This is a genomic window from Borreliella burgdorferi B31 (assembly GCF_000008685.2).
Classification (GTDB): Bacteria; Spirochaetota; Spirochaetia; order Borreliales; family Borreliaceae; genus Borreliella; species Borreliella burgdorferi.
Genome location: NC_001318.1, coordinates 538,322 through 553,117, shown reverse-complemented (window position 1 = coordinate 553,117; position 14,796 = coordinate 538,322). Strand labels below are relative to the sequence as shown.

The 14,796-nt window shown below is 28.5% G+C and carries 11 protein-coding genes, 2 tRNA genes and 3 pseudogenes; 10 read left to right on the top strand and 6 right to left on the bottom strand.

Translation table 11 applies throughout. The features are described from left to right. Nucleotides 1-99: 99 nt before the first annotated feature. Together BB_RS02720 and BB_RS02715 are read right to left on the bottom strand one after the other, a co-directional pair. Nucleotides 100-627, bottom strand: coding sequence for a tetratricopeptide repeat protein (locus tag BB_RS02720; protein WP_002657002.1), 528 nt, complete (start codon nucleotides 625-627; stop codon nucleotides 100-102). Between the two features lie 240 nt (nucleotides 628-867). Further along, nucleotides 868-1,096: pseudogene (locus tag BB_RS02715) on the bottom strand (KTSC domain-containing protein). Between the two features lie 298 nt (nucleotides 1,097-1,394). On the opposite strand from BB_RS02715, the gene fusA reads away from it, so the two are divergent. The 6 genes from fusA (at nucleotide 1,395) to BB_RS02685 (ending at nucleotide 5,573) form a co-directional block, all read left to right on the top strand. Further along, nucleotides 1,395-3,476, top strand: a complete 2,082-nt coding sequence (gene fusA, locus BB_RS02710) for an elongation factor G (protein WP_002557127.1) — start codon at nucleotides 1,395-1,397, stop codon at nucleotides 3,474-3,476. A 23-nt stretch (nucleotides 3,477-3,499) separates the two neighbouring features. Continuing rightward, entirely contained in the window at nucleotides 3,500-4,198 is a 699-nt protein-coding gene (locus BB_RS02705; RefSeq protein ID WP_002656001.1) for a Bax inhibitor-1/YccA family protein, read from the top strand. Nucleotides 4,199-4,232: 34 nt separating this feature from the next. Next, on the top strand, nucleotides 4,233-4,631 hold the full coding sequence (locus BB_RS02700; protein WP_002665254.1) for a bactofilin family protein: 399 nt from the start codon (nucleotides 4,233-4,235) through the stop codon (nucleotides 4,629-4,631). After that, nucleotides 4,628-5,272, top strand: coding sequence for a tetratricopeptide repeat protein (locus tag BB_RS02695; protein WP_002656128.1), 645 nt, complete (start codon nucleotides 4,628-4,630; stop codon nucleotides 5,270-5,272). The genes BB_RS02700 and BB_RS02695 overlap by 4 nt, the downstream gene beginning before the upstream one ends. A gap of 48 nt (nucleotides 5,273-5,320) precedes the next feature. Beyond that, nucleotides 5,321-5,393, top strand: a tRNA-Lys gene (locus BB_RS02690). A 107-nt stretch (nucleotides 5,394-5,500) separates the two neighbouring features. Further along, nucleotides 5,501-5,573: transfer RNA gene (locus tag BB_RS02685), tRNA-Lys, on the top strand. 157 nt (nucleotides 5,574-5,730) lie between these two features. Here BB_RS02685 and BB_RS02680 read toward each other — a convergent pair. From BB_RS02680 to BB_RS02665, 4 genes are read right to left on the bottom strand one after another with little or no spacing between them, the layout of a single operon-like run. Next, nucleotides 5,731-8,532, bottom strand: coding sequence for a M16 family metallopeptidase (locus BB_RS02680; protein WP_010889761.1), 2,802 nt, complete (start codon nucleotides 8,530-8,532; stop codon nucleotides 5,731-5,733). After that, on the bottom strand, nucleotides 8,513-9,286 hold the full coding sequence (locus BB_RS02675; RefSeq protein ID WP_002656837.1) for a hypothetical protein: 774 nt from the start codon (nucleotides 9,284-9,286) through the stop codon (nucleotides 8,513-8,515). The genes BB_RS02680 and BB_RS02675 overlap by 20 nt, the downstream gene beginning before the upstream one ends. A gap of 15 nt (nucleotides 9,287-9,301) precedes the next feature. Beyond that, entirely contained in the window at nucleotides 9,302-10,069 is a 768-nt protein-coding gene (gene xth / locus BB_RS02670) for an exodeoxyribonuclease III (protein WP_002656039.1), read from the bottom strand. A 24-nt stretch (nucleotides 10,070-10,093) separates the two neighbouring features. Beyond that, the gene (locus tag BB_RS02665; protein ID WP_002658011.1) at nucleotides 10,094-10,855 is read right to left on the bottom strand and encodes an MBL fold metallo-hydrolase; all 762 of its coding nucleotides are present in this window, start codon (nucleotides 10,853-10,855) and stop codon (nucleotides 10,094-10,096) included. Nucleotides 10,856-11,048: 193 nt separating this feature from the next. Here BB_RS02665 and BB_RS02660 point away from each other — a divergent pair. From BB_RS02660 to BB_RS02645, 4 genes and pseudogenes are all read left to right on the top strand, one after another. Next, nucleotides 11,049-12,342: pseudogene (locus BB_RS02660) on the top strand (hypothetical protein). 2 nt (nucleotides 12,343-12,344) lie between these two features. Next, on the top strand, nucleotides 12,345-12,959 hold the full coding sequence (locus tag BB_RS02655) for a glucosaminidase domain-containing protein (protein ID WP_023591459.1): 615 nt from the start codon (nucleotides 12,345-12,347) through the stop codon (nucleotides 12,957-12,959). Further along, nucleotides 12,943-13,751, top strand: a pseudogene (locus BB_RS02650) (TIGR02757 family protein). Before BB_RS02655 ends, BB_RS02650 begins: the two are co-directional and overlap by 17 nt. A 91-nt stretch (nucleotides 13,752-13,842) precedes the next feature. Then, nucleotides 13,843-14,790 carry an aldo/keto reductase gene (locus BB_RS02645; RefSeq protein ID WP_002658007.1) on the top strand — a complete coding sequence of 316 codons (948 nt, stop codon included), beginning with the start codon at nucleotides 13,843-13,845 and terminating at the stop codon, nucleotides 14,788-14,790. Nucleotides 14,791-14,796 lie beyond the last annotated feature (6 nt).

Genomic DNA, 14,796 nt, shown 5'->3' with positions numbered 1-14,796 from the left:
TTTATGAAAAATAAAACAGGGTTTATATTGCACACCTTATTATATAATAATTACCATAAAGATTACCACAAGCAAAAAGTAAACAAAAAAACTTAAAAATTAACTCTTAAGAATAGAAGAAACTATTTCTTCCGCACCACTTGGTATAGGATGATTTAGCTCTTTATATTTTGAGATATATTTTTTTGCATTTTTTTTGTCACTCTTTAAATGATAAATGTAAAAAATATTAAATAGAGCCTCTTTATTTGCAGGCGCAAATTCTAGAGTTTTCAAATAATAAATCAAAGCATTGTCCAAATCATTTTTTTTAAATAGCAAATATCCCTTAAGATTGATTAACAAAATATTTTCTGGATCTTCTTTTATAATAGAATTAAGTTTCAACTCAGCCTCAACATATTTTTTCAAATTAATGCAAGCTAAAATAAAATTGTAACTTGAATCATCACCAGCATTAATATTAAATTTAATAGATTTTTCATAAAGCAAAACAGAAGTCTCATCATTACCAAGCTCTTCATTTAATTTAGCAAGCTTATAGTATTCACCTGATATGTTCTGATATTCCTTAAAAATAGAGCTACAAGACAAAACAAAAACAATAATAAACAACAATTTATACATAAAAAATTTACTTAAATCCTTAATACTATTTATACTATTTAAATTATCCAAAGCAGCAAAATAACACTAAATCTAATAATAATCAAAATACAAAACTTCAATGCTGTTGAATTTTAAAATTAAATAAACCATCTTGATGATTATAAAACAAAATTTATTACTCTAAAAGCTAGTCATAAACATAAATAAGCCCTCCTGCTTTAAAAGCAAAAGGGCTTTTAATACTATCTAAAAAACAAATTAAAGCTTTTCTTGGTCATATTTGTTAAATASGTTTTGCTGTTAAATATTTACCAACTGATCTTCTGTCCTCAACAAGTTTAGATATTGCGCTAAAATGTCTTGGTTCAATCTTAAAATACTTATAAGCTCTTCCATCCTTAAAAAACACAGAAAGCTCAGACACAGAAGAATCGTAATCTACTTGTGATATTTTGCTCAACTCATTAGATATTGTTAAAGTTTCCAACTCAAATTCCTCCAAATAATTATCTTAGGAGTATAATAATAAAGTAAGAGTTAATTCACTAAATAAAAAGTTTTAATCAATAAAATCAAAATCTACTAAATGATATATTCCCTAATATAAGGATATACATTAATGCAAATTTAATCAAGCAAACTGTCAAATTTCATATAAAATAGTTTAAACTTCCAAATATTTAATAATATAAAACGATATAAGATAGATTTTTAAAAAAAAATTTTGTAAAATTACTAAGATAGTTAATCTTCTACCCACATATCATCAGGAGGGACAAAGTCTAATGGACTATAATAAATTACGAAACATAGGTATTAGCGCACACATCGACTCAGGAAAAACCACTCTTACAGAACGTATTCTTTTTTATTGTAATAAAATTCATGCAATTCACGAAGTAAAAGGCAAAGATGGGGTTGGTGCAACAATGGACTCAATGGAACTTGAAAGAGAAAGAGGAATCACAATAGCATCAGCTGCAACTCACGTTGAATGGAAAGATTTTCCGATAAATATTATTGATACACCCGGACACGTAGATTTTACAATTGAAGTTGAAAGATCTCTTAGAGTGCTTGACGGGGCAATATTGGTTCTTGATTCTGTTGCAGGAGTTCAATCCCAATCAATAACTGTTGATCGACAGCTTAAAAGATATAGCGTGCCGCGCCTTGCATTTGTAAACAAGTGTGATAAAACCGGAGCAAATCCCTACAATGTAAAAGATCAACTAAGATCAAAACTTGACTTAAACTCCGTTTTAATGCAAATTCCAATTGGATTAGAAGACAAACATATTGGAGTTATAGACCTTGTATTAATGAAAGCCTACTATTTTGAAGGAAAAGATGGAACAGAAATAATAGAAAAAGAAATACCCTCAGATCTCTTAGAAGAAGCAAAAAGCAAACGAGAAATAATGCTTGATACTCTTGCTGACTTTAATGATGAACTTATGGAATTACACATGGAAGGAAAAGAAGTTCCTACTGAAATAATATACAATGCAACTAGAACAGGAACATTGGCTTTAAAATTATGCCCTGTATTTATGGGATCTGCTTATAAAAACAAAGGAGTGCAATTGCTCTTAGATGCTGTAACCAGATTTTTGCCATCCCCTCATGATATAAAAAACACCGCTCTTGACCTAAATAATAATGAAAAAGAAATCGATCTTAAAATTGACAACGAGCTCCCAACTGTTGCTCTTGCATTTAAACTTGAAGACGGACAATACGGACAGTTGACTTATGTGAGAATCTATCAAGGAATTTTAAAAAAAGGACAAGAACTTATCAACTCAAGAACTTCTAAAAAATTCAAAGTTGGAAGGCTTATCAGAATGCATGCCAATAATACAGAAGACATTGAATTTGGAGGAAGTGGTGACATTGTTGCTTTATTTGGAATAGAATGTGCATCAGGAGATACGTTTTGTGATCCATCGATCAACTATTCAATGACATCAATGTTTATTCCAGATCCAGTAATTTCTCTTTCTGTAAAACCAAAGGATAAAAAATCTGCTGATAATATGGCCAAAGCCCTTGGAAGATTTACAAAAGAAGATCCAACATTTAAAACTTATGTTGACATTGAATCAAATGAAACAATAATTCAAGGAATGGGAGAGCTACACTTAGAAGTTTACATTGAAAGAATGAAAAGAGAGTTCAAGGCAGAAGTTGAAACCGGAATGCCGCAAGTAGCCTATAGAGAAACGATTACAAGAAAAGCTGAATTTAATTATACTCACAAAAAGCAATCTGGAGGAGCTGGTCAGTTTGGACGAGTTGCAGGGTTTATGGAACCTCTTGACAAAGAAGGAGAAACATACGAATTTGTCAATCTAATAAAAGGAGGAGTAATCCCAACAGAATATATCCCATCATGTGATAAAGGGTTCCAAAAAGCAATGGAAAGGGGAACATTAATTGGCTTTCCAATAGTTGACATAAAAATTACAATCAATGATGGCCAATATCACATTGTTGACTCATCTGATATTGCATTCCAATTAGCAGCAATTGGAGCTTTTAGAGAGGCTTATGAAAAAGCAAAGCCTACAATCCTTGAGCCAATAATGAAAGTTACCCTTGAAGGACCTACTGAATTCCAAGGCAATATGTTTGGACTTTTAAATCAAAGAAGAGGAATAATAACAGGTTCCCTAGAAGATGGAAGTTTTTCAAAAGTTGAGGCTGAGGTGCCTTTAAGCGAAATGTTTGGATTTTCAACAGTCCTTAGATCCTCTACCCAAGGAAAAGCAGAATTCTCAATGGAATTCTTAAGGTATGGAAAAGTTCCAAGCACTATATTTGATGAACTTCGCAAAAAATTTAACGATCAAAACAAATCTTAATAAAATAATAAGGAGGCTTTATTATGATCGATTTAACACAAGAAAAACAAGAAATACTAATAAAAAACAAGTTTTTAGCCAAAGTTTTCGGGCTTATGTCAATTGGACTTTTAATCTCAGCAGTATTTGCATATGCAACCTCAGAAAATCAAACAATCAAAGCAATAATATTCTCAAATTCAATGTCATTTATGGCTATGATACTTATACAATTTGGACTTGTATATGCAATAAGTGGTGCTCTTAATAAAATATCAAGCAATACTGCAACAGCTCTTTTCTTGCTCTACTCAGCACTAACAGGAGTAACATTATCTTCTATATTTATGATTTACACACAAGGATCAATAGTATTCACATTCGGAATTACTGCTGGAACATTTCTTGGAATGTCTGTTTATGGATACACTACAACAACAGATCTAACAAAAATGGGAAGCTATTTAATAATGGGCTTATGGGGAATCATTATTGCATCTCTTGTTAATATGTTTTTTAGAAGCTCAGGTCTTAATTTCCTTATATCTATTTTGGGCGTAGTTATATTTACAGGCTTAACAGCTTATGATGTTCAAAATATTTCTAAAATGGACAAAATGCTACAAGACGACACTGAAATAAAAAACAGAATGGCGGTTGTAGCCTCACTTAAACTTTATTTAGATTTTATAAATTTATTCTTATATCTTCTAAGATTTTTGGGCCAAAGAAGAAACGATTAAAATAATAAAAAAATCATAAAAAATTCAATCAAAAATGAATGCTTTAACTTTAAAGCATTCATTTTTAGAGGTTTCAATGAGTATAGATAGCTTAGAATTCGAAGAAAGTAGTACTCAAAATGTAATAAAAAAAAATTTTGAGTTTGAAGGATATATTGAAAGTAATAAGCCAATAATAATAGAAGGAAAGCTTAAGGGTTTAATAAACTCATCAAACTCAATCTATCTAAGGGAAAAAGCTGATGTTGAAGCTGAAATAAAATGTCAACATTTGCTAAATCATGGCAAAATAAAAGGAAATATTGAGGCTTTAAAAACAATTAAAATCTACAAAACCGGCAAATTAATAGGAAACATTAAAACCAAAGAACTCTTTATAGATTCTGGAGCAATGTTTAAAGGGAATTGTGAAATGGAGGATTTAGAAGAATGAAATTTTTTTTTCTATTACAAATAGCTTTAATTCTACTATCCAATTCAAGCTTGTTATTTGGACAATCACCGCCTAAAGAAAAAGAAGACTCTCTTCTTCTATATAAAGAAGGAAAATTTAAAGAAGCTATTTTAAACACGTTAGAAGAAATTCGACTAAATCCTAGTAACTTAGATGCTAGGACAATATTGATATGGAGCTTAATAGCCATAGGAGAATACAAGAGAGCTGAAAAAGAGGCGATTATAGGACTTGGCATTAAAAAACATGACATAAGAATTATTCAAGCACTAGGAGAAGCTTATTTCTTTCAAAAAAATTATGACAATGCATTAAAATACTTTCAAGAATACATTAGCCTTGATTCTAAAGGAGCAAGAATAATAAAAGTTTATAATTTAATTGCAGATTCTTTTTATGAGCTAAAAAGATATAATGAAGCCGATTTTGCATACGAACATGCATTACGTTTTTCTCCTAATAACCAAAATCTATTAATAAAATTAGCAAGATCAAGAATAAATGCAAAAAATAAAATATTAGCAGAAGAAGCACTAATTAAAATTCTTACAATCTCTCCTAATAATCTAGAGGCAAAAAATTTACTAGAAGAATTAAAAAAAAGCAACAACAAACCTTGACATTCAATTTATAAAAACTTATTCTTATTGTTAGCAAATTAATAAACTGGGCTGCTAGCTCAAGTGGTAGAGCATCGGACTCTTAATCCGCTGGTTACAGGTTCAAGTCCTGTGCAGCTCAAATTGTTAAATACATTTTGGTATAAATTATTAATTTTATGCCAATTTAACTTGACATTATTGGAAAATAAATATATTATTACTTTCGATGGTCATAAAATGACTTTTGGGCTCATAGCTCAGGTGGTAGAGCAGCGCCCTTTTAAGGCGTTTGTCGTAGGTTCGAGTCCTACTGAGCTCACTTTTGTCCTCTTCGTCTATCGGTTAGGACTCCAGGTTTTCATCCTGGCAAGAGGGGTTCGATTCCCCTAGAGGATGTCTTGCTAATAAAAATAGACTAAACATTCTTGCCTTCTAGCAAACCCAGAAAACAAGAATGTTTTTTAAGCAAACACAAACTATTCAGGTATTAGCAATATTTCTGCTTTTTCATCAAGATTAATTTTCTTAAAAAATTCATTTATTAAATCTTTGTTTAAGTTTGTCTCTATAAACTTAACACCAAAATTATTTTTAAATACTCCATACCAGGATAATGACGCCAATATATTTGAAATCCAATAACCATTCTTCTCTGAATTTATTTTTGTATTTTTAATATAATTCTTCTTAACATAAGAAAAATCTTTATCATTAAAATCTATTTTTTGCCTTTCGATCATATAGCGATTAATAGAATTTAAGACATTGTCCAGCTCCTTAGGCTCGGTAGTAAAAAAAATAGACAAAATACCATCGGAATCTACATTTTTTCTTAAATTGGAGTCAAAAGAGGCTTGAATTGCATAAACACTAGACATTTTTTCTYTAATATTTTTTATAAGCCCATCCGTTAAAAGATCCGCTAAAGCATTTAAATTTAACCAGGTCTCTGCTAAATAATTAAATTTAAAAGGATAAATTACATAGGCAAAACTAGTTGAATTTTTTCCCTTCCTTACAACTATTTTATTAAAATTTTTACTGTAAGAGTAATCTAAATCTTTATACTCGTTTATTTCTTTAAAGTTAAGATTGCCCAAATATTTCTTTGAATAAGCCTTTATTGTCTGAATATCTGAGTCTCCAGCAAAGACAAACTTAAAATTATTTGCATAAGTAAACCTTTTCTTATAAAAAGACAAAATATTTTCTTTTGTAAAATATTGCAAATCACTATCTTTTGTATCTTCAAATCTAGGATCATTATTGTTTAAAAATTTACTAATGGCTTTATGAAAATGATAATCAGAACTATTTTCATTGCTCTTTATTAATGCTTTTATATTATTAATAGCATTTTGCAAAGAAACATCATCAATTTTGGGTTCCTTAAAAGTAAAATATATAAGCTGAAAAAGAGTTTCAAGATCTTTTTTATCTGAACTTCCAGAAATATATGATTCTTGAGCTCCAACCCCAACTCTTAAAGAAACAGCTTTATCTGATAAATATTTTTCAATCTGTAATGCAGAATAATCACCATAACCCGAACCAGATACTACTCCGGGAGCAAAAGATAAAACAGGAATAAGTTTTAAATCTTCATTAATTAAACCTCCCCAAGAAGTTGCACTAAAATCAATTACACCTTTTTTTTGATCATTATATTTAAAATAAACTTCAACCCCATTTTCAAGAACAAATGACGAAATTTCATTTTCAAACTCATTTTCTCTAATAATATCTTTATCATCTAAAGACTTCTTAAAAAATTTACCTTCAATTAAAGAATTCTCATAAGGCTTTAACTCTCTTTTTAAAGCTATCTTTTGAAGATTGTCAATATCTTCAAGAGTTAAAACAGGATGTGCTCTTCCATGGTAAGAATAAAAAATTGCACAATTTTTTACATCAAACTCTCTTCCTACAAGATTGTTTATTGTTTTTAAATCAATCTTTTCCAAATATTGAAAAGAAAGATCGCAATATTCATTCATATCAAATTTATTAGAACCATTAATAGCAATTTCTATTAAATCCTGAAAAATAGCCCATGAATTTGTTTTATTTATATTCTTTTTCCTTAATTCTAAAGATTTGTAAAATTGAGATCTAACTTTTTCAAGCTCACCTTGGGTAAATCCAAATTTTCTTATCCTCTCAAGCTCATAAAAAAAGTCTTGTATTCCTTCGTTCAAATGATCTGGATTAAAGTTTAAAGAAATCGATTTTGCAACAATGGTATTGTTATCTGATTTAAATGAGAAAAAATCTTTATTTGAAACATTTTTAAATTGCTTTACCCCAGCAGTCTTTAATTCAGAAAATCTATTTTCAAAAAGAGCGGCTAATAAAGACTTTTTAATAGCATTTAAAAGGTCATCTTTGGTCTTTACAAAGTTAATAATTTCCTTTTTAAAGAACATTAAACTAGGCTCTCCAACTTCCAAATCTTCTAAAAGTAAAAATTTATCCTTAAGCTCTACGTCTAAACTTACTTTTACTTCTTTAATTTTATCGGTTGGATTTTTCCAAGAAACAAATTGCTTCTTTATCTTCTCTTCAATTTCTATAGGATCAATATCTCCTACCACAATAACACTTGCAAGTTCTGGCCTATACCACTTTCTATAAAATTTTTTAAAATCTTCTGGCTGAAAAGATAAAATTTGCTCTTCAAGTCCAATAGGACTTCTAAATTCATAAAGACTTCCGCTTGTCAAAAACTTATCCATTTTCTCATAAATTCTTCCAGGATAAGTCTCACCAAGCTTTTTTTCCTCAATAATAATATTTCGCTCTAGATCTATTTCTTCTTTCATGAAACTGATTTGAGAAGCCCAGTTTCTCAAAATATTTATAGATTCATCAATTTCATCTTTATTATTACCATCTGACAAATCAAGTCTATAATAAGTGAAATCAAAACTAGTAGCAGCATTAATGTCAGCACCAAATTGCATTCCAAATTTTTTAAGAACATCAACTATAGAATTCCCTGGATAATCTTTTGTACCATTAAAAGCCATATGTTCAAGATAATGCGCTATTCCCCTCTCATTATCTTCTTCATTAAGTGAGCCCACATTAAAAACAATTCCCATATTAACGGCATTCTTTGGGGTTTGATTTTTATAAATATAATACCTTAGCCCATTGACAAGTTTTCCTTTTACCAAACTTTGATCTAACTTTAACTCATTAGAAACACAGGAAAACAAAAAAAATAGAAAAACGCTTGTAAATTTACAATAATTCTTAATTCTTTGATAATTCATTTGCACTCCTCTTTATTGAATTTATTTTTTCAGAATAAATTTTATTCAATGCTTTTGAAATAGATGAAAATCCAAAATCATTCCAATCTTTTAAACTCTTTAGCTTAGAAACTGGAAATAGTTCATAAAATAAAAACAATAACTCTTCTTTGCTTAATTTTGGAATATCATTTAAGTAAACGTTTTTATTAAAATCTTCAAGATAAATAAAAGGATTTAAGCGCTTATCTAGAAGAAATTTATTTAAATTGGGCATTAAAATGCTTTTATTATAAATTTCAATAGTAGTATATTCACTTGGAACATCATCATAAAAATCGTTATTCAAAAAAGAATCTAAAATAATAAATTTATTATCCTTAACCCCTACATTTCTCCCATCTAAAGTCTTTAAAAGACCATCTTTGCCAATATGAACCAAAGTATTTAAATCCTTTGTAGCATTAAAGATAAGCCTTGCATTGTTATATGCCTTGGATTGCACTAAGTGCTCAGTATTATTATCTACTGCTAATTCTTTGTCATTTTTTAATAATAAATTTATATTTTTTTCTTTTAATGCCTTATAGGCTAATTCAATATACTCTAAAGCGCAACTATTTTCCAAAACAAGTTGCTCCCTCTTTAATAAGTTAATAAAAAATATCAATTCTTCCTTTTCAAGACTACGGTAAAAATCAAAATCATTTAAATCAATTCCAAAACTAAAATTAACAATAAATATTAAATAAAAAATTGCAATGTTTTTTTTCAATCTAGCCTCCTCCCTTTAGCTAACTACATCAGCCAACTCTAAAAAAACAGGGCAATGATCACTTCCCATTACTTTGTCTAAAATTAGAGATTTTTCAACATTTCTCTTGAAAAATTCATTAACAATAAAATAATCAATTCTCCACCCCATATTTCTCTCTCTAGCTCTTGTTCTATAGCTCCACCAAGTATAATAACCAGGATCCTTATTAAATATCCTAAATGTATCCACATATCCTTTGTTTAAAAAATCATCTAACCAAGTAGTCTCTTCAATATAATATCCCGGAGAGTCTCTATTAGAATCGGGACTTATAAGGTCAATCTCGGTATGAGCAATATTAAAATCACCACAAATTACTACATTTTTACCATCACATACAAGAGAATCTGCAAGATTTTCAACATAAGATAAAAAATCAAGTTTATACCCAAGTCTTCTTCTTAAAACTTGAGAATTGGGGAAATAACCGTTAACCAATATAAAATCGTCGTAGCATGCTACAAGCCCCCTACCCTCATTGTCAAAAATTTCTTCTCCAAGCAGCCTTACAGAGATAGGCTCAACTTTTGAATAAATGCAAACACCACTATAACCTTTAATCTTTGAATTTGAAAAATAAGAATAATAATTTTCAAGAATTAAATCCTTTGGCAACTGTTCTCTTAAGGCTTTAGTTTCTTGAATACATAAAATATCTGGAGTATATTCTTTTACAAACTCAAGAAAACCTTTCTTTAAAACAGCTCTAATTCCATTTACATTCCATGAAATTAATTTCATAAATCCTCTCTAACTAAAGTTAAATCAAATATAAATCTTTAATCCATCATAAGCTAAATAGATATTATCTTTTTCTAAATAATCAAATTCTTCATGCATTATATCGTGTGCAATATGTGTAAAGTAAGAAATTTTAGGATTGATCTTTTTAATTACACAAAAAGCCTCTGAAAAATTTAAATGCGCAGGATGAGGCTTAATCCTCATAGCATCTATTATGAGTAGATCTAAATTTTTTAAATAATCATAAGACGCTTCGGGAATAAATTTAACATCAGTAAGATACGCTAAATTGCCTACCCTATAACCTAAACTAATTATATCCCCATGAATCAAAGGAATTGGCACTATCTTTAGACTTTTAAAAAAAAAGGGCTCAAAATCCCTAATAACATTGGCAATAATGTCTGCCTTTCCACTTAAAGAGGGTTTGGATGTAAAATTATACGGAAAAGCATTCCTTATGTGAGCCATGGCAGTATCTCTAGCATAAATGTTTAAAGGGGCACATCGTGTATAGAACTTAATATCATCAAAACCCATAATATGATCATAATGTTCATGCGTGTAAAGCACTAAATCAAGCCTATCTATTTTCTCTCTTAAAAGTTGCTGTCTAATATCAGGACCTGTATCAATCAACAATTTGATGCCAGAAGATGACTCAAGAAAAAAAGAACTTCTCAATCTTTTATTTTTACTATAACTTGAAGTACAGACTTTACAGCTACAATTTAACATAGGAACACCACTTGAAGCCCCCGTTCCCAAAAAGGTTCCAACCATATGTTACTACCTTTCGCCTGTAAACATAATCTATTTTAACACAACATTTTATATTAAACAAAAATAAACTTTCTTAATCAAACAACTCTTATTAAATCTAAAATTAGATTAACACTATTTAATAATCAATTCTGTAAACTATTTTGGAAAAATTGCTTTTATGCTTATAATTATTTAAGGAAAAATTATTTTTATGGATACGCAAATTTATGAACTCATTTTCTTAACCAGTTTTAGCATATTTTTAATAGTAAATTTATTTAATTTTAAAAAAGAATTTACTTATGAAGACTACTTCATAATATTTCCAGGTACGTTTTTTGTAATAACTTTATACTTTACAGAAATCAGACCGTTAATGTTATATATTGGCAGTATATTCTTAATCTTTATGATAATCATCTTCTTTAAAAACATCAAAACAATAGTAAATAGTAGAAGAAGAATCAACAATAGGTCTACAAAACAATCAAAAGGAATATTTCTTTCAATTTTGCTAAAAACAATACTTGTAATGCCTGCTATTTTAACTGTTATTATTGCAACTATTTTTTCATACTTAGCACTTTTTATAAATTATCCCAAAGATGAAAACAATAGCTATCAACTTGGATTCGCAAGAATTAAAGATCACAAAAATGATTTAAACTTATCGATTTGGTACCCTGTAAGCTCAACATTGGGCCTTAAAAAACAAAATCCATTTCTTTTGTACGAATTTAATCCTTTTTTCATAAACGAAATGAATTACTTATCAAAACAGAATAACATATATAAAAAAGCCCTTATTAGCAATAACCAAAAACTATATGATTCTGTTTTACTTATACTTCCTTATTATTCTCACGATTCAATGTTCAAATCTCTAGTTAGCAGGATTGTTAAGAAAGGAAAAATTGTTTATTTATATTCGCCAAAATATAAACATATGAAAAGCTACGATTTTATTAAAAATAGCCATAAAAGTATATTTAGCTATGTAATCAATAAAAGCATTAGCTATTTAATTGAGCCTGCCAATATCCTTAATGAAAAAGCTGATATTGCATCTACTGAAACTGATATTCAAAATATGTATTGAACTAGCAAAATCAAGCCAAAATTTGGAATTTTTAAATTCAAAAATGAACCTTAATAAACTAACGTTAATTACACTAGGAAATCAAGCAAATATTGTTAATTTTATCCTTGCAAAAAACACAAACATAGCAAAATATATCAATATAGGGGGAGAACCGCAAACAATAAGAAATTTAAAAAACTTACAACTAATTCTAAAAGAAAATGAAAAGAACCTCCACACAAAAGTTGCTAATACAAAATCTATAAAGCTAACAGGCATAAGCAATATTGCAGAAATTTCTGATCTTATTTTTAGCAGAAACTATTTAAAAAGTTTTAATTTCTTAAAAAACAAAAAATCAATGTTATCAAGATTTAATTCTATAGTTAATGAAATTAATAAATTTATTGAAGAGGAAAAATAATAATGATAAAAAAATTCTTGCTATTTGCAATGCTCAACATCTTTTTAACAAATAAAGCTCATAGTAATGAAGAGATAATCGAAATAAGTACTGAAATACAAAAGGAAAAATATATTCCCTTTTTAATAAGTAGAGGAAAAACTCAACTAGAAGACCTTGTAAAATATACTCTAGAAATAAATCCAGAGCTTGACAAAAACTATGTAAATACTGTTGCTAAAACCTATATAGACGAATCTTTGATTGAAGGGGTTAATTATGACATTGCCTATGCTCAAATGTTACTAGAAACAGGAGCTCTAAAATTCAATGGAATAGTTTCAAAAGAACAACACAATTTTTCAKKAATAGGCGCTACTAATAATCTTACAAAAGGAAATTCTTTTTCCAATATTACAGAAGGAATTAAAGCTCATATTCAACATTTAAAAGCTTATGCTTCAAAACAAAATATCAAATCAAATATGGTTGATCCTAGATTTTACCTTGTTAAAAGAGGATCTGCTCCAACAATATATGATTTGACTGGGAAATGGGCAAAAGACAAACTTTACGACAAAAAACTTAAAAAAATATTATTAGAACTATTAGAATATAATAATGCAAATAAAAGCTAAAAGCTCGCTATATGATTTTCTAGAAAAGATATATTCAAAATACAATAAAAAAAAATTTATACATCCTGATCCTTTAGAATTTCTATACAGGTATAAAGAAAAAGAAGACATTGAACTYGTAGGCCTATWAGTTCTTCATTGTCGCTTGGAAGAGTAGAAAGAATTTTAGAAGCAATCGAGACAATACTTAAACCACTTGGCAAATCCCCTTCTGAGAGCCTTAAGCTGGCAAATGAAAAGGACTTAAAAGAAATATTTAAAGGATTCGTTTATAGATTTTTCAAAGGAGAAGATATTGTAAGGCTACTGTGCACCCTTAAGATAATAAAAGAACAGCACCATACGCTTGAAAATCTTCTTTACAGTATTTATTATAAAAACCAAGATTTTATACTTAGCATAGATGAATTAATAAAGCATATGGAAAAAATAAATGGGAGAGAATTTGGCATGCTACTTCCAAAGCCTTCAAAGGGAAGTTCTTGCAAAAGGCTTTTTTTATTCTTAAGATGGATGATACGCAAAGATGAGGTCGATTTAGGCATTTGGAATAAATTCAATCCCAATAAGCTTATAGTGCCAATGGATACTCACATGACAAGCATTGCTTCAAAACTATTTAAAATCAAAGAAATAAAAAACGTAAATCTTAAACAAGCAATAAAAATTACAAGCTATTTTTCAAAAGAAAATAATGAAGATCCTGTAAAATACGATTTCTCTTTAACCAGATTTGGAATAAATAGAGATTTTAATAAAGAAAAATTGCTAAAAAATATTAACAAACTATAAAATTTTATTTATAAAACTTTTAAAATAAGACATACTTAAATCATCATTAAAACAAAAATACCAATTTATCGTAAAATAAAAAGGAGAATCTGTGAATAATCTTAAAGACAAGATAAATACTTATAGCAAATTAATTTTAGGGTCTTGGCAATTCGGAGGAGGATATTTTAAGCAAGTCGAAAAAGAAACTGCTAAAAAAATATTAAAAAAAGCATATGATCACGGGATCAGAAATATTGATACTGCAAGAGCTTATGGAAATGGAATTTCGGAAAAAATAATTGGCGAAATAATAGAAAAAGATCCAACAATAAGAGAAAATATTTTAATTGCAAGTAAATGCTACCCAATGGAAATTTCAGAATATAGAGAGAACTTTAATGAAAGTCTTAAAAATTTAAAAACTGATTATATAGATATTTACTATATACACTGGCCTAAAGCCGATTTTGACCTAAGACCAATCGCATCATTTCTTGAAGAAATGAGAGTAAAAGGAAGAATAAAATATGTAGGCGTAAGTAATTTTGAAATATCACACATGGAAAGCATAAAAAAAGTTTGCAAAATTGACGTAAACCAAATAGGATACAACCCCTTATTTAGAAATAAAGAAAAAGATGTAATTCCTTACTGTGAAGACAACAATATTGCCACCATATCATATTCAACAATTGCTCAAGGACTTTTATCTAAAGCTAATATAAAAGACAAAAACAAATTTAATGATATTAGAACAGAAAAATTGATACTTTTCAAAAAAGAAATTTGGCCTTATACTTTGAAAACCATAAATAAACTTGAAGAGATAGCAAAGATAAATAACTTAACAATTTTAGAATTAACATATTCATGGCTTAAAAAAACAAAATTAAGTGGATTTATAGTGGGCTTTAGCAAGGAAAATTATGTAGAATCAAACGTAAATTCATTTAAAGCAGAAATTAATGATAAAGTATATGAAGAGATTACATCAATTTTAGATAATTTCAATCACCAAACAAAAAACTTCCCAAATTTATTTAACAAAAAAATTTAAAACTTT

Bases quoted from the DNA above. Each gene is read 5' to 3' on its own strand.
- BB_RS02720 (WP_002657002.1), bottom strand. From the start codon at position 627: ATGTATAAATTGTTGTTTATTATTGTTTTTGTTTTGTCTTGTAGCTCT.
- fusA (WP_002557127.1), top strand. From the start codon at position 1,395: ATGGACTATAATAAATTACGAAACATAGGTATTAGCGCACACATCGAC.
- BB_RS02705 (WP_002656001.1), top strand. From the start codon at position 3,500: ATGATCGATTTAACACAAGAAAAACAAGAAATACTAATAAAAAACAAG.
- BB_RS02700 (WP_002665254.1), top strand. From the start codon at position 4,233: ATGAATGCTTTAACTTTAAAGCATTCATTTTTAGAGGTTTCAATGAGT.
- BB_RS02695 (WP_002656128.1), top strand. From the start codon at position 4,628: ATGAAATTTTTTTTTCTATTACAAATAGCTTTAATTCTACTATCCAAT.
- xth (WP_002656039.1), bottom strand. From the start codon at position 10,069: ATGAAATTAATTTCATGGAATGTAAATGGAATTAGAGCTGTTTTAAAG.
- BB_RS02665 (WP_002658011.1), bottom strand. From the start codon at position 10,855: ATGGTTGGAACCTTTTTGGGAACGGGGGCTTCAAGTGGTGTTCCTATG.